Origin of the sequence: Rossellomorea sp. FM04394 (assembly GCF_041889765.1) — a bacterium.
GTDB lineage: Bacteria > Bacillota > Bacilli > Bacillales > Bacillaceae_B > Rossellomorea > Rossellomorea aquimaris_B.
This window is the reverse complement of the sequence record NZ_CP168654.1, coordinates 180,246-201,009: the sequence shown is the minus strand read 5'-3', so window position 1 is coordinate 201,009 and position 20,764 is coordinate 180,246. Positions and strand designations below refer to the sequence as shown.

General features: G+C 42.4%; 16 protein-coding genes and 1 riboswitch. Of the genes, 5 read left to right on the top strand and 11 right to left on the bottom strand.

Going from position 1 to position 20,764, the window contains the following annotated elements; all coding sequences use genetic code 11:
* Positions 1-142: 142 nt before the first annotated feature.
* The 7 genes from ACCB35_RS01110 to ACCB35_RS01080 all read right to left on the bottom strand — a co-directional run bounded on the left by ACCB35_RS01110 (position 143) and on the right by ACCB35_RS01080 (position 7,937).
* Positions 143-1,510, bottom strand: a complete 1,368-nt coding sequence (locus ACCB35_RS01110; RefSeq protein ID WP_044340389.1) for an LVIVD repeat-containing protein — start codon at positions 1,508-1,510, stop codon at positions 143-145.
* Positions 1,511-1,710: 200 nt separating this feature from the next.
* Positions 1,711-2,469 (bottom strand): divergent polysaccharide deacetylase family protein, encoded by a 759-nt coding sequence (locus ACCB35_RS01105; RefSeq protein ID WP_374055423.1) that lies wholly within the window; start codon positions 2,467-2,469, stop codon positions 1,711-1,713.
* A 148-nt stretch (positions 2,470-2,617) separates the two neighbouring features.
* Positions 2,618-3,091, bottom strand: a complete 474-nt coding sequence (locus tag ACCB35_RS01100; protein ID WP_374055422.1) for a helix-hairpin-helix domain-containing protein — start codon at positions 3,089-3,091, stop codon at positions 2,618-2,620.
* Positions 3,092-3,105: 14 nt separating this feature from the next.
* Positions 3,106-5,085, bottom strand: coding sequence for an ABC transporter permease subunit (locus ACCB35_RS01095; protein ID WP_374055421.1), 1,980 nt, complete (start codon positions 5,083-5,085; stop codon positions 3,106-3,108).
* Between the two features lie 139 nt (positions 5,086-5,224).
* Positions 5,225-5,935 carry an EAL domain-containing protein gene (locus ACCB35_RS01090; RefSeq protein WP_374055420.1) on the bottom strand — a complete coding sequence of 237 codons (711 nt, stop codon included), beginning with the start codon at positions 5,933-5,935 and terminating at the stop codon, positions 5,225-5,227.
* Positions 5,936-5,993: 58 nt separating this feature from the next.
* A riboswitch (cyclic di-GMP riboswitch) is annotated at positions 5,994-6,074 on the bottom strand.
* A gap of 102 nt (positions 6,075-6,176) precedes the next feature.
* A complete protein-coding gene (locus ACCB35_RS01085) occupies positions 6,177-6,761 on the bottom strand; it encodes a DNA-3-methyladenine glycosylase (RefSeq protein WP_374056921.1) in 585 nt (194 codons plus the stop codon).
* Positions 6,762-6,884: 123 nt separating this feature from the next.
* Positions 6,885-7,937: a P1 family peptidase gene (locus tag ACCB35_RS01080; protein WP_374055419.1), complete on the bottom strand. Its 1,053-nt coding sequence runs from the start codon at positions 7,935-7,937 to the stop codon at positions 6,885-6,887.
* A gap of 174 nt (positions 7,938-8,111) precedes the next feature.
* Between ACCB35_RS01080 and ACCB35_RS01075 the strand changes: the two genes are divergently transcribed.
* A complete protein-coding gene (locus ACCB35_RS01075; RefSeq protein ID WP_374055418.1) occupies positions 8,112-8,885 on the top strand; it encodes a CAP domain-containing protein in 774 nt (257 codons plus the stop codon).
* A 166-nt stretch (positions 8,886-9,051) separates the two neighbouring features.
* Entirely contained in the window at positions 9,052-9,915 is an 864-nt protein-coding gene (locus ACCB35_RS01070) for a DUF4097 domain-containing protein (protein WP_374055417.1), read from the top strand.
* A 38-nt stretch (positions 9,916-9,953) separates the two neighbouring features.
* Here ACCB35_RS01070 and ACCB35_RS01065 read toward each other — a convergent pair whose 3' ends face one another.
* Both ACCB35_RS01065 and ACCB35_RS01060 read right to left on the bottom strand, forming a co-directional pair.
* The gene (locus ACCB35_RS01065; protein WP_374055416.1) at positions 9,954-10,685 is read right to left on the bottom strand and encodes a YqcI/YcgG family protein; all 732 of its coding nucleotides are present in this window, start codon (positions 10,683-10,685) and stop codon (positions 9,954-9,956) included.
* 187 nt (positions 10,686-10,872) lie between these two features.
* Positions 10,873-13,071, bottom strand: coding sequence for an FUSC family protein (locus tag ACCB35_RS01060; protein WP_374055415.1), 2,199 nt, complete (start codon positions 13,069-13,071; stop codon positions 10,873-10,875).
* A gap of 278 nt (positions 13,072-13,349) precedes the next feature.
* On the opposite strand from ACCB35_RS01060, the gene ACCB35_RS01055 reads away from it, so the two are divergent.
* Genes ACCB35_RS01055 through ACCB35_RS01045 form a run of 3 tightly spaced genes read left to right on the top strand, consistent with a single transcriptional unit; the run spans position 13,350 to position 16,988 of the window.
* Entirely contained in the window at positions 13,350-14,426 is a 1,077-nt protein-coding gene (locus ACCB35_RS01055; protein WP_374055414.1) for an endospore germination permease, read from the top strand.
* Complete coding sequence (locus ACCB35_RS01050; protein WP_374055413.1) at positions 14,423-15,874, top strand: spore germination protein; 1,452 nt, start codon at positions 14,423-14,425, stop codon at positions 15,872-15,874. Before ACCB35_RS01055 ends, ACCB35_RS01050 begins: the two co-directional genes overlap by 4 nt.
* A 1-nt stretch (position 15,875) precedes the next feature.
* On the top strand, positions 15,876-16,988 hold the full coding sequence (locus tag ACCB35_RS01045; protein WP_374055412.1) for a Ger(x)C family spore germination protein: 1,113 nt from the start codon (positions 15,876-15,878) through the stop codon (positions 16,986-16,988).
* A 64-nt stretch (positions 16,989-17,052) separates the two neighbouring features.
* Here ACCB35_RS01045 and glmS read toward each other — a convergent pair whose 3' ends face one another.
* Positions 17,053-18,855 (bottom strand): glutamine--fructose-6-phosphate transaminase (isomerizing), encoded by a 1,803-nt coding sequence (glmS, locus tag ACCB35_RS01040; protein ID WP_374055411.1) that lies wholly within the window; start codon positions 18,853-18,855, stop codon positions 17,053-17,055.
* Positions 18,856-19,414: 559 nt separating this feature from the next.
* Entirely contained in the window at positions 19,415-20,764 is a 1,350-nt protein-coding gene (gene glmM / locus ACCB35_RS01035) for a phosphoglucosamine mutase (RefSeq protein ID WP_374055410.1), read from the bottom strand.

Genomic DNA, 20,764 nt, shown 5'->3' with positions numbered 1-20,764 from the left:
CACCTTCTGATTATAAGGGAGAGTCCTCTTTTTACAAAAAAATAAGCATTGGTTTAATATAACATTTACAATTGAGATCAAATTCTTCCGCTTAAGGAAGCTCCACGACAAAGAACGACTTTATCGCAGAGCCATTAGGGATTTACTCTGATTTATTATTTTTCTGAATCACCTTTAAACCTGTTCCCATGTCGGAAGCAAGTATATAGTTCCGGTTAGCAAATACGCCCCATACAAATGAGTTTTCCGGTACATATCTTCCGATCTCTTCTGGCTTTGAAGGATCGGAGATATCAACCGCTCTTACTCCTCCAGCATAGTGGGAAAGGTAGAGGGTGTTCCCTACTACTTTAGGATCATGAACTGTGTTTGCAAATGTAACCCCATCCTCGACATTGTCGACTAAATCCGTTTTGAAATCACTTAATAATTTAGGGTTGGACCTATCTTTAATATCAAAGATTCTCGTATACCCGTATGACTCTTCATACCCTTCTCTTTTAGGAGCATAGACCTCTCTCGTCTCAATAAGCACGGTTCCCCCTTTCGCTACTTGGGCAGAGTGGGCAGACCCTTGTTGTAGTGAAGCAAATTCAGTACGTCCTAAGTACTCAGGATTGTCCGGGTCGCTTATGTCCAGCATGATTGTCCCTAAATCCCAAAATGACAGGAATGCGGTTTGTGCATTCTCATCCGTCATGACACTATGGTTGAAAACAGGACGGACCTTGCCGTCGGGTGCATTCCAATGATAGCCATTAAAGTCATCCGGAACTTCATCAAGTTGTCTCGGATCGAATTCATAAATCGTTTTCGGGTTGGCAGGGTCCGTAACTTCTACTAATGAGAAATCCTTCTTTTCCCCATGTGTGTAGTAATCCGCATAATTGCTTGCTGCCAGTACAAATGCTCGGTCTCCCTGTTTCGCCAAGTACAACTCGTGGGTACCCGATGCTCGCTGATCAACTGCCCAGAAACCTAATTTCTTAGGATGATATGGATCTGTTACATCATACAATAGTACTCCACCAACCGAGTCAGGGTTACTTCGATCGAGCCGTTGTACACTTACCGCAGCTAAATCACCTGTAAAATCCTTCGTATTCACTTGCTTTACAACAACTTTTTCCTGCCATGTACCCGGAATTTCATCTCCAAAAGAAGCAACTTCAATCGGGTTTGAAGGATCTTTCAAGTCAAATACTCTTACGCCACCGTTTCCACCATTACTTGTATGGGTTCCAACATAAGCAAAATTTTTATGGGCATAAACATCTGCGGTATTATTCTGAACTCCATCCTTTTCTTTTAACTGGACAGCCGCTACTTCGTTCCAGCCGCTCACGTTTTTACTTCCTTCTAACTGCGGGATGACAGCAAGACTACCGGCTTCAGCTCCTTTTTCAATTGAAACATCGTCTAATACGTCATGGGCAGATGCGGTTGGCGTAATCATAGCTAATCCTAATGCACCAATAAAAACAGATTTTAGTAGAAGATTTTTTTTCATTTCACTAACAGCCTCCCGGACTTTATTACCATTAATTTCTTTTTATGGTTTTATATGTTTTAACATAGAAGAGAAGACTTGTCACCAAATCCATATGAAAACAGATGAAAAGGACTACTTACTTTCGTAATATTTAGAATATTTAGTTCAATTGATAGGGATAAAACTAATCCTTTCTGACCACAAAAAAAGCACACCATTCAAGGCATGCTCTCATCAATTAAATGATATTCAGGGATTAAATCTGACAGTGGGACAATGGAAGCTTTTTTCTCATAGAGAGGAATAAATTCTTCGAGCATTGTGGCAACCTTGATCCCTGTAACCCCAACATGACCAATGGCAATGGTTGAGTTGTCACTGTCTAATTCTTTCGAAAGAATCTTGGCTTGCTTTCCGATATGCTGGATGGTATAGACATCATCAAAGAATAATTCGTTTTCAAGAAATGGAACGCCTAATTCTTTTGCAAGCTTGGGAATGACACTCTTTCCCGTTGTTTTACTATCCAAATAAAATAACCCCTTATCCTTGCATACCTCTAAAACGATCCTCATGACCCTCTCATCGGCAGTGGCCCTTGATCCCATATGATGATTGACTCCTACTGCATAGGGGACTTCTCCGATCGCCTTTTCTACTCTTTTCCGGATTTCGTCATTTGAAAGCGAAGTGGTAATCGCCCCGGGGCCAAGCCAGCTCGCTTTCCCTGACATCGGTTCCATGGGTAGATGGACGATGACCTCATGCCCAAGCCCATGTGCCTTTTCCGCATCTGTCCTGGTTGTTGGCAGAAAGGGCATAACGGCAATCGTCAAGGTGACGGGTAAGTTCAGGATCTCTTCTGTTCCCTTCATATCATTACCTAAATCATCAATAACGATTGCCAGTTCATTATGATGGGCTGGAAGGGGCAGGATGTTTCGGGCTGAAACGGAAGCATGAAAGGAAATAGTCATTAGTAAACAGAGGAACAGGATCCTCATCTCACATCACTCCTTTTTCCTTTATCATGTCCATTTTGAGGAGGATATACGAATGAAGTCCGTCCCCGAAGAGAGCGTAAATAAAGGCAGGAAGCTGATTGTGGCTTCCTGCCTTTTTATATTATATGGTACGTCCCTCATCCCAGGCCTTCGTTGGGCGGTCACTGGGGTAACCGTGGGTATGGCGGTAGGTTTTTCTTTGGGTGGTGAAGTCCCACCAGTTTTTCTTGGATGCCGGATTGTTTGCGTGGTGGACGACGCACCTGAGGGAGTCTTCCACGCATGGGTCCATCCAGACGCCGTACTTCTTTTCCAACTGTATAATGAGGTCTTCCCCTTTTTCATCCTTGATGTCTTCGAAAGAATGATAACCAAGATCTTCAACCACATTATGCGCCATATTCGGTCCGATCGACGGAATTCGTTGGAAAATGGACATGCCGACTAAGTACCGGGCTCTAGCAATAGAGATGTTTAATTTTTCACTTATTACATCGGGAGACAGTTCGAAGATGTCTCCCAGTCTGATCTTCTCTTTACGAAGTGCCGATCTTTCCTCGTCGGTTAGTGGTAATTTAGGACTCTTTCTACTCACTCTCTATCTCCCCCCTATCCCTTAAAGGATTGTTCCCGAACCAAATGAAAATCTTCCGTCACTGGACGGTAGGTTTTATTCTTGACCAGCTTATGTTTGTTCTTAATTGGAGTGTTGCTTACCAATACACCTACCTTCGTTTGCTGGATTTCCTTGACACCTTGCACAATTAACTGCATGGCGATGATGGCAATCATAAAGGCCGCTAACGGTGCAATGACAATCCAGTACTTTCCGGTCATTAGGGAATCTTTAGTGGAACTGATCAGACCAGACCATTCAAACGTTCCTGATTTCGGAGGATCGGGTACCAGTCCTCCTGTAATGATCGTTCCACCCAAGAACAGATGAAATAAACCCAAATGCACAAGGATGAGAAGGGTTTGGATAAATTGCTGCCCCCATATAATGAATAATCTTGGTGCCAGGTGCGGGAATAGATGCGTCCATAGCAAATGCCGGTTACTTCCCCCTAAGAGCTTCGCCGACAGAACAAAATCCTGTTTTCCTAATAATTTCAGTTCATTCCCTATTAAAACCGTCGTTAACGGCAGCACAAGAATCGTTAACACGACAGCTTCAAAAACGAGTCTTTCAAAGATGGAGTGTTCCCATCCCAAGACGGGCAATCCCCATAGAACTGGTCGTAAAAGAAGATATGCAATGAGACTTAAAGGCAGGAAATGAATGGAATCCACCATTCGATCAAGCCAATTTTTCCTGTTTTCTTTCAAATGAAAATGATAGGCAATACCTAGATAGAATCCACCTATAACCCTCAGTGAAGCGACAACCAACGCAAATAAGAGGGTATACTTTGCCCCCACGATCAGTTGATCGAGGATGCTATAACCGAAGAAATCCGACCCTAATATCATCTCTCCAAATGGTTTATGTGGAGGTGCGCTGATGATTCGTCCCTCATCGTTCTTCATAAACTGAATTTGTTTAATCGGATCTTCTTTCAGCATTGGATAAAGGAAGCTCGTAACAATTAAAAGGAAGATGACACTGAACCCGATGGCAAACTTCCCATTATGCATATGCTGCCACCAAAGCCGTCTAATAGTAGAAAGCCAGCTCCATATCTTCCATTCATTCAACTTCGTTTTATCTTTTTTAAATTTGGTATGATCAACACTGACTTCCCGATTAATCCACAGATATACACCTTGATACACAACAAAAAAAGGCGTGTAAATCATAATCAGTGAGATGGCTATGACCATTGGTCTGAAGTCTTGGACGATGTAGTACGTGATTCCTCTCATATTGAAAATCGTTTCGATGATAAATAAGCTCGACAGCATCCCCCATATAATCAGCTTTCCATGGTAAAACAGACTTGGAGAAATATTTTTCAGTACGTGAGCAAAGAGGATCCTGCCTTTCGTCATGCCTTTACTTTGGGCAAACTCAATATGTGGTTTAAGCATTTCTTCTTCCATAATGAAAAGAAGAATACGAAAGAAAGAGATCATGGGAATAATGGATAGGGTGATGATCGGAGCAAGAAAGATCTTTTCATCCCCAAACTCTGTAAATTTCATTAATTCAAAGCCGAAATGCTTTAAAACATATACAATGAGAAGCTGGAGCATAAAAGCAAACATTAAGTCAGGCACCGTCTCAAAGAGATTTAATACTTTCTTTAGAGAAGAAGTAACCCAACGGGGCAAAAACACTGTAATGATCGTAAGGATGAATGCTGTTCCCAGACCTAAACCCAATGCCCCACCGATAATCTGTAAAGAATATAAATACGGTCCCCAAAGCATGTCCAGAAAATCGACGGTTACCCCTTTATATGAATAGCTCCAGTTTTCACCGTCCAAAAATACAAAAACAAACTTAATAAACTCTTCAAAGAATCCGACAATATTATACAGACCCCTCTCCTTAAATACTTCAGGAGCAATACTCACGGCTAAAATACCAATCAACCCAAGAATATAATAGAACATAAATTTCAGCGGAAATGTCACTAGCCTCATACCCTGATCCCCTTTTTTTCTCTTTTTCCTCAGTTTAATGGAAATTTTAAATGTTTTCAATTTTATTTCAATTCTGACGAAACCACTGCAGATACCACGAAAAAAGGTGACTCCTATAGTTCAAAGTCCCCTTTTTCATTTAAGCTAATAACCGACTCGGCCTTCCCAGATAAAAGCCCTGCCCGATTGTAATCCCAATGTCCTTTGCCACTTGCATATCCTGTTTGGTTTCAATTCCCTCTAATACAATCAACGTATCTTTACCGTAGAATTGATTAAAAAAAGACAGGAATCGTTGTTTCTTATCATCTTGAGACAGATTCAGGGCAAAAAAGCGATCCAGTTTAATAATTTCCGGTTCATATTCAATGGATTTCTTGATGGAGGATGTCCCTTGACCAAAGTCATCGATCGCATACCATACTCCATATTGCTTAAGTTCTTTGAGTGACTCTTTTAATAATGGATTCTGCCAGAGTTCCTCCGCACTCGACTCATTAATCTCCAGCACAAGACGCCCCTTTATTTCAGGATGCTTCTTCATGAGGCCATAAAAATAGGTATGAAAGCTTGGGTGGAGAATCGTCGTGATATAAATGTTAAGAAATAACTTACAGGGCTTCAGTCCATTCTCTGAAAAGCTTTCAAGAGCCTTTGAAATGGATAAGGTATCAAGCTTATATAAGATATTAGCTTTCATGGCCGACTGAAAAACACTTTCAGGATTTTCGTTATACTTGTTTCGTAACAGGCCCTCATATGCAAAGAGGGTTTGTTGCTCGCCCATTTCATATAAGGGCTGAAAATCATGATAAATATAGTTGTTTTGAAAAATAGTAAAGATGTTCATAGGACCCCTATACTCTCTATAGTTTATAAAAAAAACCACACAAAAACGTATTTCTACGTTCGTATGTGGTCGGTTGCGCTACTAGCTCCCCTAAATGTAAGCGCCCATCTATCATTTAGGTTCAAAGCTCCCATTCGAATTGTCAGTATACGATGAATTCACCTTATAAGAAAAATATACCACAAACGTAGTACTTATGGGGTGGATTTTCAGTAAAAATTAGAAAATTCTTAAAAAGTCTTTATCTTGATACATAGGGATTGTCTTTAACCCAGAACCTCCACGGATAATCCCTGGCTTCTCCAGTGTTATCGATCCCTATTCGTTTTCCTTCCGCAATGTTTTCAGGCTGGTATCCTTTTGAAATGATCAGAGGCGGTGCTAAAAAGCTGCCTCCGTAATCCTCCATTGTGATACCTAACGCTTTCGTCAATTTTCCTGGACCATTTGTCCAATTTTTCTTTAAATGACCGGGCCTTCTTCTTTCCATAAGTTCCAAGCCGCCAAGGGGGTCAACGGCTCTAATGAGAATCGCTTCAGGCTTCTCTCGTTCACCGCTCACTACATTCACTAAACAATGGGTATGCATAACGTATGTATAGATCCGGCCTGCTTCATGAAACATGACTTCCGTCCGCTTCGTCCGTCTGTTTCCATAACTGTGAGCCGCCCGGTCCTCTGGTCCTAAATAGGCTTCCGTTTCTACAATATAACCTGAAGCTGTTCCCTCCTCCGTCTCTTTCACTAACACACATCCCAACAGAGACTTTGCAAGTTCCAATGTGGGCTGTTGGAAAAACGAAAGAGGCATAGGGGTATCATTCATGACTGTCACTTCCTTCAATTAAATAGTTCGTACGTATATGTAAGGTATACCCCATTTCATTAATGGTTAAGTAAATTTTCATTAAAGAAAAACCTAAAAAAGGTAACAAATAAAGGTCAGGTCTTATTTCATCAGTCCATAAAGCAAATCTAAAGGTATGGCTTCCACCTTTCGATCATTCCTGCCCGTTGTGGTTTCCGCTTTACAAAGAGAGTTCCATATGGCTTCTTCTACACTATCCACCGTCATTTCAAATAGAGTGGATATGATCGGGCCGTCTTCTTTAATGAAAGAGTAAGGAATCGTGTGATCATGATTGGGGTGATGTGGAATGCGGTGAGCAGTAGAAAACGCAAGGACAATATCACCACTTCCATGTTCTGCATACGAACCCGTTCTTGAAAGACCGAATGAAGCTCGTTTGGCCAGTCGTTTAAGCTGCCTTTCATTGAGAGGTGCATCAGTGGCTAAGATGATCATGATTGATCCATCGGGTATATCCTTATCCTCCCCGGTGTTAAGGATGGGAACCTTTAAATCCTTTCTCTTGCCGAAATTCGTTAATACGAGTGCTCCCACCGTATACTTCTCTTCTCCAAAGGCATACTCCCTGGAGCTGGTCCCTATACCACCTTTATATCCTAAACATAGCATCCCGGTTCCCGCTCCGATACACCCTTCTTCAACAGGTCCGGATTGTGCATGAAGAATGGCTTCCCTGGCATCTTCAGGCTTCACATGAAGACCTCGGATATCATTGAGAAAACCATCATTGCATTCTCCCACAATGACATTTACTGTCCCTGTTGTGTCGCCGATTTCAGGTGTTTCATCGAGCATATATTGAACCGCCCCTTTCAGAACGTCCCCAACGGAAAGAGTATTCGTCAAGAGGATTGGACTTTCAAGCAGCCCGAGCTCCTCCAGTTGAATCGTCCCTACTGTTTTTCCAAATCCATTGATTACATAGCTGGCAGCAGCTATCTTTTCTCGAAACAGATTTCCTTCATGAGGTAAGACCGCCGTGACACCCGTCCTTACCAAGGTACCGTCATGCTCATATTGAAGGGTCTTATGACCGACTTTTACTCCCTCGACATCGGTAATACTGTTATATTCCCCACATGTATAGGAGCCGATACTGCCTCCTATCTCCCGAAAACGTTTCCGTTCCATTAATGAAAAACCTCCTTCTTCCTTATCACTAACTATTCGGCCAAGGAGCTCAGAACCCCTTTTAAAACATAGAAGCAAACCCTATTTTTTACAGGATAATAAAGACGGCGAGAGTAAATATTAAAGACTGTTAATGCCTTATAAAAGGTAATCAACACTACTGGAGGTTCACACATGAATAAACGCTTTCTTTCGGTAACAGTCTGTGCCGTCATCCCGTTTATGCTGATGACAGCCTGTAACAATAACGATACAAACGATAATCTGATGGATACCCAGAACGTGAATTACGATCCCGTTTCCTATGATAACAATGGAAGAGATGGAATGTATGGGATGCAAGGGAACCAGCAAGGGAACCAAACTCCCCTTCACCGTTTCATGGCCCCGATAGATCCAAATGGGGACTTACGCGAATTTACACATTTAGATCCGGGTGAGGAGAATGCGCCCGGTAATGATGAAGCCGGGCAGCCGAATCAGCCTGCACAAGAACCGAATACGGGTCAGCCTGAACCACCAACGGAACAGCAGCCCAAGCAGGATACACAGACTTCTGATGCCAGTGGATTTGTGAAGCAGGTAGTCGATTTAACCAACCAGGAACGGAAGAAGAATGGACTTAATGCCCTGAAGATAGATGGAGAGTTAGGGAATGTGGCGGAGATGAAGTCAGAGGACATGAAGGAAAATGACTATTTCTCTCATACGTCTCCAACGTATGGATCTCCTTTTGAAATGATGGAGAACTTCGGGGTGGATTACTCCACGGCAGCAGAAAACATTGCCGTTGGACAAAAAACACCTGAATCAGTTGTGAACGCCTGGATGAACAGTCCAGGTCACCGCAAAAATATTTTAAACAAACAAGTCACTCATATTGGCGTTGGTACAGCGAAGGATCCCAGCCAGGGGATTTATTGGACGCAGATGTTTATAGCGAAATAAAGGTTAAGACCGGTCCCCCGAGACCGGTCTTTTTCTATTACATAGCCTTCACGCACTCCGCCTCTGGTCTGATTCAAAAATAATCCTATGGCTCATTGTGATGATGTGGCAGCTGAATTAAAATAGAATTATGAAATGGAAAAACAAACCAAAGCGAGGGGTTTTAATGAAAAATGCTTTTGCCGTGATCATTGCTCTGCTGGCATTAGGGACACTTTACGTCATTTTAAATGACAATACATCTTTGTTTGCAAAAGAAAGTCAATCGGGAGAGCGAATGGAGGTAACGAACAAAATAGATCATATTGATCTCAAAATGGAAGGCAGCGATACAGAAGTCATCCCTTCAGAAAGGAATGAAGTAAAGGTTGACATTGAAGGAAAAGGGACGATGACTTTAGATAAAAAAGGCGACACCATTGAAGTGGCTGTAAAGCATAAATGGTATGAATGGATAGGATTCAACCGCAAATCAAACGTAACCGTGTACATTCCAAAAGAGTATGATCGAAACATGGAAATCGAGATAGGCTCCGGTAACTTACAATTTGCCGGAGAATCCGATGCGAATCGAATGCAGCTGAATGAGTTATCTGTGGAGATGGGTTCTGGGAACATGATTCTAGAAAACCTTGAAACGAATGTATTCGTACATGATGGTTCTTCCGGAGACTTGGTCGTGAATGCTCTCTCCACAAAAAAAGGGAATGTCGATATCAGCTCCGGGGATGTGGAGTTGTCGAATTATGAAGGCCCGCTGGAAGGTGACTTATCATCTGGTGAATTAACGGTCTCGATGGACACACTAAAAGGGGACCTGAATTTTGATGTAAGCTCTGGAGGTGTCAACCTGGATCTGCCGGAAGACGCGAGCTTTAAACTGAACGGAAAAGCAAGCAGCGGAGACATCTCCTGCAATCTTCCATTAAAGAATAAGAAGGTAGACGATGGGGACCTTACAGGTGTGGCGGGGTCCGGAAAATACGATATCACTGTTTCGGTTTCCAGTGGGAATGTGGATATATATTAAGGAAAAGAGTGTCAGGCTGGGTCCCGACACTCTTTCTCTTATTTATGGTGAAAGGGGCATTTGCCCTCGATCGGTTCCACATCGTCCCCAATGAAGTATTGCTTCCATTCACGGTGTTCAGGATCTCCATAATGACTGATATTCGGATGCTTCGGTAAGCCGTCCCACTTCTCGACACGCTCCCTTACTTTCTCACGGGACATGATGCCACCCTTTGACGTTCCCTCCAACCCTTCAAAGATCCTTCTCGGCTGGAAGCCTAATACTAAGCTGTTCCCAAGATCTCGCGTCTTACGCTGCTTGTAAGCAGGAGCATTCCCAAACACGAAAAACGGCTCCCCGGCGAACGAAAACGCCCACAAATGATGATCCGGATCCTCAGGATAACCCTCAGGCCAAGCCTCCTCATCCTCACGATGAAGAAACTGCAGAATCCTCCAGAAATAATCACGGTAATGAGGGACGGACCTCTCCTCATCTTCCGGTTCCACAAACAAAAAGAATCCGTGACGAATCAGCCGCTCATCCTCCGGTACATCAAACAAATCGATAAATTCTTGAATCGTTTGGGGAAGATGCTCCCAATTATCGTGACTTATATACGAATATCGAAGCTCTCCTTTTTTCTCTCCGGTCATACCGAAATAACAAGGAAACGTTCGATTTGTTACTACTTCGTGAAAGTTCTTATATTCTTCTATCACCCATTGGGGAACAAGATCAGGGTTTACCATATCTTCTTTTGTGAACAATAAGCTTTCGACTGCCATTTCTCCACCTCACCATTATAAAATATATAGATGGTATGGTTTTCCCGAAGAATAATGGATTAAAACAACTTCTGACAAAAAGGTAGTTAAATCGACTATTTATATACCCACACCTCAGCCGTAATGACGCCTTGCGATAGTAAACGACCGAGTAAAAAATAACAGAAGGGTAAAGCGATTTTCCGCTTTACCCTTCTGTTTTTATTTCTTTCACCTCTGCACCCAATTCCTCTCCAAGTGCCACAATCGATTGATTGATTTTCCACACATAGTAGAGGTGATGAATCAGATCCATCTGTGACTTCAATCTGCTTGGTGCCAGGGTTTCGATCTTTTCCCGTTCCTCACTTAAACTCCAAAAGACCCGTGCACCCTCATTTTCTTTTAGCAGCTCACGTAACGTTTCGATGTTATGAGTGATTTTCTCTTCTGTCTGATGAAAAACGTTATTTAGTTCATCCGAAACCTTTGCCGGTACTTTTCTATGTGATGAAGCCAGCAGATGCTTCGCGTAATAGTTGGTGGCTGTCAACACAGTGATCCAACGGCCGATACCCGATCTTGTCATGGAACCGGGTCGTTGCAGAAGCGACTGTGCTTCATCCTTTATACCCTGAAGTTTCTGATCGAGATCAAAGGCTTGATCTGTTAATGGTTTGCCTTCACTATTCGTAAAGGTCTTAATATAGGAAGAAACATATCCTCCAAGTTCTTCAAGAAAATCATCAAAAGCGTCTGCCACCTTGTCCTTCGTTTTCTTTGGAAATACAAACGCCGAGACAGTCAGGGCAATCAGCGCTCCTGCAATGGTATCAATGACCCGCGCCCCCATCAGCTGCATGCTGATTCCTCCCAGCAGCAGGTCATACATAAACGCAATGAGCATCGTAATGAACAAGCTCATGAGGGTATACGAAACCGTGAAAAGATAGAAGGCCAGGAACAGAACGACAAACAGAAGAAAAACTTCAAGCTCAGAATTTCCTGAAACGAGCTTTGCCGCTCCGAATCCAAGTATGGCACCGATCACCGTTCCTACCGATCGCTGGAAGGCCTTAATATAGGTTCTTCCTACTGACTCTGTACCAATTTGAATAATAAAGGTCGTTAACAGTACCCAGTAGGGCTGTGCAGGAGCAATCAGCTCCCCAACGATAATCGCTAACGTACCTGCAACAAGCGCTTGAATCGCCTTACGTGTGGAAGGCTTTAAACTCTTGGTCTCTTCTTCAGTCTTATCCTCTTTTTCCTCGTCCGAAGACTCAACCTTATTCTCAATTTCAATTACCTTGCTTTCTGAAACCTTCAACGATTCTTGAATCGTAATGGCTGCTTCCAGTACATGATTGGCAATGGACTCGATACGCCTTAGAAGGTACACCCAGCCTTTAGGTTTTTCTTCTTGATTCAACATCTCTGATAACAGAAGTCGAAGGGCCTGGATGGCTTTTTCCGCTTCTTCAAGAGAACGGGGATCATAATCCTGGGCCAGTACCTCGGCATCACGGAGCGAACGAAGAACCCAGACCAACAATCGTCTAAGCTCCTTAACCTCCAAGGCATCCAACTCCTTGAGCCGTTTTAAAGAATCGGTCAGCGTCTGAATCAACATCTCGGTATCAAAAACATAGAGACGCAATTGCGAAGGCTCGATACCAGGCCAAAGCTTCTTCAAATCGTTCTCATTGATATCACCGGCTACGATTCTTGCATACTCATTCAGCCTTCGAACATTTCGATAGAGAAGCTTTCTCCGCTTACTACTCGTGTCGGGATCCTCGATCATCTTCATTAAAATCGTAAACGTCAAATTGGATTGAATATGAAATGAACGCATACTCCTTCTTAATACATGAACCGAGCCTTTAAATATAATGAAGTTATATAGAAAAGCGTACACTACACCAATCACAATCCCAATATAGAACCATGATAGATGCGCCACATCAAGCTGCAAAATTGACGAAATATAAATCGACATAAACCCTGCCATTCCCATGGAAAAATACCGGATGGCAAATCGGGAGAAATAAAAAGCACTGAATATCGCTCCCACCAGCAGGATATTCACCAGGAGGCTAAAATGGGCAAAGGCAGAGCCCAATGTGATTCCAACCGCTACAGCCACACCAATCAATGGGGTAGTGACCTTCTTTTTAGCCGTTGTGTCATCCATGACGACGAAAATCCCGAGCATCCCCACCATACCTGACACAATGGCTGGCGTAATCGCTGTGTGATCGAAAAGTTTTAATAAAAATAGCATCGTAAACACAGCCGATATTAAACTGATCGTTGCCTTACCTGCCTGCTGAAATCTCTTCCGGCCCGGGTCTGAAGCAAGGAACCTTCCGAGCCAAACATTCTGTCTATGTAACTGTTTCATTTATCATCATACCCTTACTTTCACACCGTTTTTCACTCTCTATTATCGTACCCTTCCCAATAAAAAAGTAACCTGGACTGTGAAAGCAGCAGGTTACTCTATATTCGCTGGTGCACGAAGAGAACATGAATCTATTTGTATGATTATAAGGGTTATGGGTAGTTGGGTAAAGGAAAGTGCTTGGGCATTCCTCTTTTCTCACCACTTACCTATCGAACTACCTCTTCTGTGCATAATTCCCACCCCAAATGGCAAACTACGAAATGGTGATAAATTCTATGAATAAACGATCGATCTATCTCATTCATATCTTCTCAATCATTATTCTTTCATCCGGATTGATGGTACATGTACTCATTCTTCCCAGTCTTTTAGGTGCCGGGAAACGGGATTCATGGATAAGTGTATTATTATCCGTACCTCCACTTTTCCTTTGGATTTTTTTATTGTATTACATTTATAAAAAGCTTGGAAATCAAGATCCCATCCAATTCATTCGCACTCATTTCGGTAAAAAAATCTCGAATATGATCGGTTATTTATTAAGCCTCTATTTTATGGGGAGTGCCTTTGTCACTCTTAATTACACGGCGAACTGGAGCCTGACGAATTATACTTTCGAAGTCCCTTTCTGGGTTATCTTGACCAGTATTACGGTCACCACCCTTTACGGGACGTACAAAGGGGTCAGGACCATTGGGATGATTGCTTTTATCTGTCTCCCTGTTGTCACCTTTTTAGGTTTTTTTGTGGCTTCAGGTAACATGAAGAATAAAGACTACTCCCGACTCTTCCCTATTTTCGAAAATGGAATGTCGGATGCATTATTTGGAATGATTTATGTAGGTGCCGGGATTTTTGAACTCGCCGTTTTTTTGTTTCTGGTCCCATTCGTCGTGACGGGGGAAATCAAAATGAAATGGCTGATTGGTCTGGGTATTCTACTTGCATTTCTTACGCTGGGACCAGTTACCGGGGCGATTTCCGAGTTTGGGATAGAAGAATCAATGAAGATGAAGAATCCAGCCTATGAACAGTGGCGATTATTGACTCTTGGAGAGTATATAACCCGTTTAGATTCCCTATCCATCCTTCAATGGCTGTCCGGGGCATTTGTACGGATCAGCATCAGTGTATACATCACTGAAAAACTTTTATTTACCACTGAAAATAAACGGTTCCTTAAAATTCTGATCTTATATGGGGTATTATTTCTAGGAGCTCTTATACCCTGGAATGAAGCTTCCTTTTTTACTTTTTTGTATACCTATTTTTTACCCTATAGTCTTGTTCTATTAGTTCTATGCATCGGTGTATTGGGGATATTAGTAAAGATAGGAGGGAAGAAATCATGAAAGAGAACCATGGAAAAGCCATTGATTTACTACCTTTTAAAGATAGCTCGGATATTTTGGTTTCCGAAAAAAAAGTTCTGAGGGACGGAAATGATATTGAGTTGATTTATGTCTATTCCCCTAATATGGCTGATCAAAATACCTTGTACAAATGGATCATCCCTGAAGTTCAAAAGCTTCTCCATTTCGATGGTTCACTGGAGGCAGACCAATTTTCCGATTTCATTAATGTTTCAACTCCTGATAAAGGCATCGATATTCAGAGACAAGCTGAACAGAGGATTTTTTCTGGGGATATCATGATCGTGACTCCTCATGATCACACTGTGCTCTTTTTCTCTGCCAGCAAGCTCGCCAAACGTTCACCGGAAGAATCCAACACAGAAGTTTCAATTAGAGGCCCCCGTGACGGATTCGTTGAAGACATTGGTGATAATATGGCCCTCATCAGGCATCGGTTAAAGACCAGCTCATTAAAGAGCCTCAAAATGTCCATCGGGAGACGGAGTCAAACAGATGTTATGCTTCTATATATAGACGATATCATGAATCCTGACATTCTTAAGGACGTAAAAAGCCGATTGAAATCCATAGATACTGATGTTATTGTCAGCAGTTACGAATTAGAAGAGTATTTATACGATAATACGTTCTCTATCGTTCCATTAGCTCAATACGTGGGGAGACCCGATTATGTAGTGGAGTCTTTAAACCAGGGGAGATTCGCCATTCTTGTAGATGGCAACCCGACTTGCTTAATAGGTCCTGCCAACTTGGGATTGATGCTGAACTCACCGGAAGATGCCCACACCAGCTTCTTCTACGTGAGTATTGAAAGGATATTGAGGTTCATCGCCTTCGCAACGACCATTTTTCTACCTGGCTTCTGGGTTGCGATTACGACTCATCAGCTGGAGCAAATCCCTTACCCTTTACTAGCGACAATCACAGTGTCCAGAACGGGACTCCCTCTTTCAACCGGGATGGAATTGACTCTTATGCTCATCCTATTTGAATTGTTCAAGGAAGCAGGTGTACGCCTTCCGAAAGCAGTCGGTCAGACGGTTGCCGTGTTGGGTGGACTCATTGTAGGGGATGCTGCCATCAGAGGAGGATTCACCTCCCCCACCATGCTGGTTGTTGCGGCGATTACCATCATTTCAAGTTATACACTAATGAATCAAAGCTTAACGGGAAATATTCTGATTTTACGGTTTACAAACTTATTCGTCTCCTCTTTATTAGGCTTATACGGGTTCTTTCTATGCGGGTTTATCTTCCTGATTGCTCTCGTCAGTACAGAAAGCTTCGGACAACCATTCCTGACCATCTTTGCAAAGCCTACAATGGGTGATTACTTTAAAGGGTATATCAAGTTGCCGAGCTCACTCACAAAGAAACGGAACTTGGGGTATTCACCAACCGACCAAGATCGGAAGGAGTCTTAAAATGGTAAGACGATCAGTCATTCCATTGCACCTACTGGTTCTGTGTTGTTTACTACTCACGGGCTGTTTAGGTTCCAAGGAAATCCAGGATCAAGCTTATATCACTTCAATCGGGTTTGATGTAGAAGATGAGCAGATCATCGTCTACTTCCAGGCACTCAGCTTTTCGAATATTGCCAAGAAAGAAGGAGGTGAGCCTACAGCAGCGCCCATCCTGATTGGCAGGGGTAAAGGCTCCTCAATAGAAGAAGCGTTTAATGATATAGAGCAAACAACGGCTGTCCCTCTTCATTACGGACAAATCAATACGCTTGTTATAAGTGAGAAAGCGATGGAAAAATGGTTAAACACGATTCTGGATTTCATGGGAAGAAATTCTTTTTTACGCTACACAACGTGGACGTATGGAACAAAAGAAAGTATGCAAGATATCTTTGCAGCAGAAAGTTTCTTTGGGCAACCTCCTCTTTATTCCGTACTACATAGACCGTTAACAGTAATGAAGGAAAATTCCTTTCTTCCTGTTGTCCCATTTCATGATTTCATAGGTGATTTTTATGAGCCTGTCGGTGCTTCCTACATTCCTTCTATTTATATCAATAAAGAAAATTGGCAGGAAGACAAAGAAAAGAAATTAACGGTGATCGATGGATTATATTTATTCTCTGAAGAAAAGTATAAAGGAAAGTTTACGAAAGGTGATTTGGAAGGGCTGAAATGGTTCAACCCGGAAACCAATAAAATATATGTCCCCCTGAAAAAATTAAAAGTGAGTGTTCAAATTGTTAAACCTAAAGCGAAAATCAGGCTGAAAGGAAAAGATAAGCCGGTATACAGTGTTGAGATCGATGTTGAAAGTACGTTAGATCAAAATGTTGAGGGATTAGAGGTCAAAACGATTGAAAAACACTTGGAGAAAAAAATAAAAAAACAAATTATAAAAACGTATGAAAAAGGGCTTGAGAAAAAGATTGATATCTATAATTTAACACGGACCACGTACCGTTTTCATAATAAAAGATGGGATGTTTCCACTATCAATGACCTTACAAAGGATTCTCTTGAAGTGAAAGTGAATGTTTTTATCCCCCATACAGGAGATTATAAGAACTGAGGATTGATCATAGTAAAAAACCGATTGGCTCATAGAGACCAACCGGTTTTCATCTATTTGATCCTTACTCAACCGTAACTGACTTTGCCAGGTTACGAGGCTTATCTACATCACAATCGCGGTGCAGGGCAGCATAGTAAGAAATCAGTTGTAATGGGATGACAGAGATAAGAGGTGTTAACAATGGGTTAACCTCCGGGATGACGAAGCGATCTTCTTCGTCTTCTAAGCCTTTCATAGAAATGATACAAGGGTTTGCTCCACGAGCGACTACCTCTTTCACATTTCCTCTGATGCCTAAGTTTACTTCTTCTTGAGTTGCAAGTGCAACGATCGGTGTACCTTCTTCAATCAGAGCGATTGTACCGTGTTTAAGCTCTCCTCCCGCAAATCCTTCTGCCTGGATGTAAGAGATCTCCTTCAGCTTCAATGCGCCCTCAAGACCAACATAGAAGTCCAGTGAACGACCGATGAAGAAACAGTTGCGAGTCGTTGATAGATATTCGCGTGCGATATCTTCAAATTCTTCTTTCGTGTCGCAAAGTGCTTCCATTGCAGTAGCTACGATACCAAGCTCTTGAACAAGGTCAAAGTCCTGGTTGTTTCCACATGCCTGACCGGAAACGTGTGCAAGGATAGCAAGGACAGCAAGCTGAGCCGTGTACGCTTTGGTGGAAGCAACAGCGATTTCAGGACCTGCATGAAGAAGCAATGTGTAATCCGCTTCACGGGACAGTGTAGAACCCGCTACGTTTGTGATCGTTAATGATTTATGTCCAAGCTCTTTGACTTGAACAAGTACGGCACGACTGTCTGCCGTTTCACCACTTTGAGAAATAAAGATGAACAATGGTTTCTCAGAAAGCAAAGGCATATTGTAGCTGAATTCGCTCGCTACATGAACTTCCACAGGGATTCCTGCACTCTTCTCGATGAACTGCTTTCCAACAAGACCAGCGTGGTAACTCGTTCCACATGCAATGATGTAGACACGGTCCGCTTCTTTCATCGCGCCGACAATTGGTTCATCGATGTGAAGCTCGTTGCTCTCATTTTGGTACGCCTGAATGATTTTACGCATCACTAGTGGCTGCTCGTCAATTTCTTTCAGCATGTAGTGTGGGTATGTTCCTTTTTCAATATCACTCGCATCGATTTCAGCGGTGTAAGGAGCACGTTCCATTACTTCACCGATAAGGTTTTGAATTTCAATCTTCTCTTTTGTTACGATGACCATTTCTTTATCCATAAGCTCAACGTATTGATCCGTTACTTGAATCATCGCCATAGCATCACTTGCTACAACGTTGAAGTCTTCTCCAAGACCGACAAGAAGTGGACTTTTGTTTTTCGCTACATAGATCGTTTCATCGTTTTCAGAATCTAAAAGGGCAATGGCATAGGAACCTTTAAGAAGCATTAACGTTTGACGGAAAGCTTCCTCTACCGTGTTTCCTTCTTCAACAATCTTCTCGATCAACTGAACGATGACTTCCGTATCCGTATCACTCTTGAACGTTACGTCTGTTAAATATTCACGTTTTAATTGAGAGTAGTTTTCGATTACTCCGTTATGAACGATCGTGAAGCGTCCTGAATTGCTTTGATGAGGGTGAGCATTCAACTTGCTCGGTACACCGTGGGTAGCCCAGCGTGTATGACCGATTCCAGTGTTGCTTGATACGTTCTCATCCACGATTCCGCGAAGATCGGCAATACGCCCTTTTTCTTTAAACACATGGATGCCTTCATCGTTTTGAACAGCGATACCTGCAGAGTCATAACCGCGATACTCAAGCTTTTCAAGACCTTTTAAAAGAATTTCCTTTGTATCTGAATTTCCAATATATCCAACAATTCCACACATAATTAATATATCCTCCCTGAACATGCAAGGGGGCAAGAACTCTTTTGGGGACAACTTGCCCCCTTATCTCTGTTTGTCATTAGTATTTACATTGGTCGCTTTTTTCTTCCCTTTGTCCATTAAGTTGCCTCAACGATTTAAGGAAGAAACTTTCGGTTCGGTGACACATGCGAACCGGGAGGCATCCGCCGAATGCTCGATAAACCTCCACCTCGTCAACTAAACGATTCTTGTCGTATCCATCGTTTAGCCCTGGCGCTTTATAAAGATGATGACTCACTATCCACCTTTCCTTCTTGACTCATTTCCATTTAATTTGAAAAACGAAAACAAAATCATCATACACTAGCAGGTTTCCCTTAGTCAATAAAAATCTGATCAGTACAAGAAGTTGTTACCCCATTGTCATGTTCCCGCAACAGAGCAGTGATAAACCAAGTGGTAACAAAGCTTCTCTCTTAGGACATCATTGGGGAAACTTAAGCCCCCGTTTAAAAGGACTCTTCTTATTAAATATGCATAAGGGGCATCTGTTGACCCCTTATGCACAAAAAATCAACTATTCATTTAAACCCATTTCTTCGTCAACAACTTGTACGATTTCATTTACATAACGCTCACAAAGTTCTTCTGTAGGCGCTTCTGCCATTACACGTACTAACGGCTCAGTTCCAGAAGGACGAACAAGGATACGACCATTTCCGTTCATTTCTTCTTCAACTTTTTCGATCACTTTTTTGACGGTTTCGTTATCTGTTACATGATGCTTGTCTGTCACTCTTACATTCACAAGCTTTTGAGGGAACTTTTGCATTTCTCCCGCCAGTTCAGATAATGATTTACCGGTCATTTTCATAATGTTTACGAGTTGGATACCCGTTAACAGACCGTCACCTGTTGTATTGTAATCCAGGAAGATGATGTGGCCTGATTGCTCACCGCCCAGAGTATAGCCATTTTTCTTCATTTCTTCCACTACATAGCGATCGCCAACCGCCGTTTGAATGCTTTGGATACCGTGCTCTTCAAGCCCTTTATGGAAGCCGAGATTACTCATGACAGTAGAAACGACTGTAGACTGTTTTAATTGACCTTGGGACTTTAAGTATTTACCGCAGATGTACATGATCTGATCTCCGTCCACAATCTGCCCATGCTCGTCGATCGCGATGATCCGATCTCCATCTCCATCAAAGGCAAGTCCTAAATCTGCACCTTTCTCCTTCACCATTTCAGCAAGTGCTTCAGGGTGGGTAGATCCTACACCTTCATTAATGTTTAATCCGTTTGGTGATGCGCCCATCGTAGAGATATCAGCATCCAAGTCAGCAAACAGATGAGTAGCAAGAGCAGAAGTTGCCCCATGTGCACAGTCTAACGCAATATGTAAGCCATCGAAATCTTCATCTACTGACTGTTTTAAATACTGCAGATATTTTTGTCCACCTTCAAAATAGTCACTGACTTGTCCTAAATCAGCTCCGGTCGGACGAGGTAGCCCGTCAACGGGTTGATCTAATAGATCTTCAATTTCGTTTTCCTGGTCATCTGATAGCTTGAATCCATCCGGTCCGAAGAATTTAATGCCGTTATCTGCAACCGGATTATGAGAAGCAGAAATCATGACACCAGCCTGTGCTCCCAGAGCTTTCGTTAAGTAAGCAACCCCTGGAGTTGAAATAACACCCAAGCGCATCACTTCTGCACCAATTGATAGAAGTCCCGCAACAAGAGCCCCCTCCAGCATATGTCCGGAAATCCGGGTATCTCTTCCAATCAATATTTTGGGACGCGTAGCATCCTTTGTTAGAACATAACCACCAAAACGACCAAGCTTAAATGCTAATTCCGGTGTTAACTCTGCATTCGCCACACCTCTTACTCCATCCGTTCCAAAATACTTACCCAT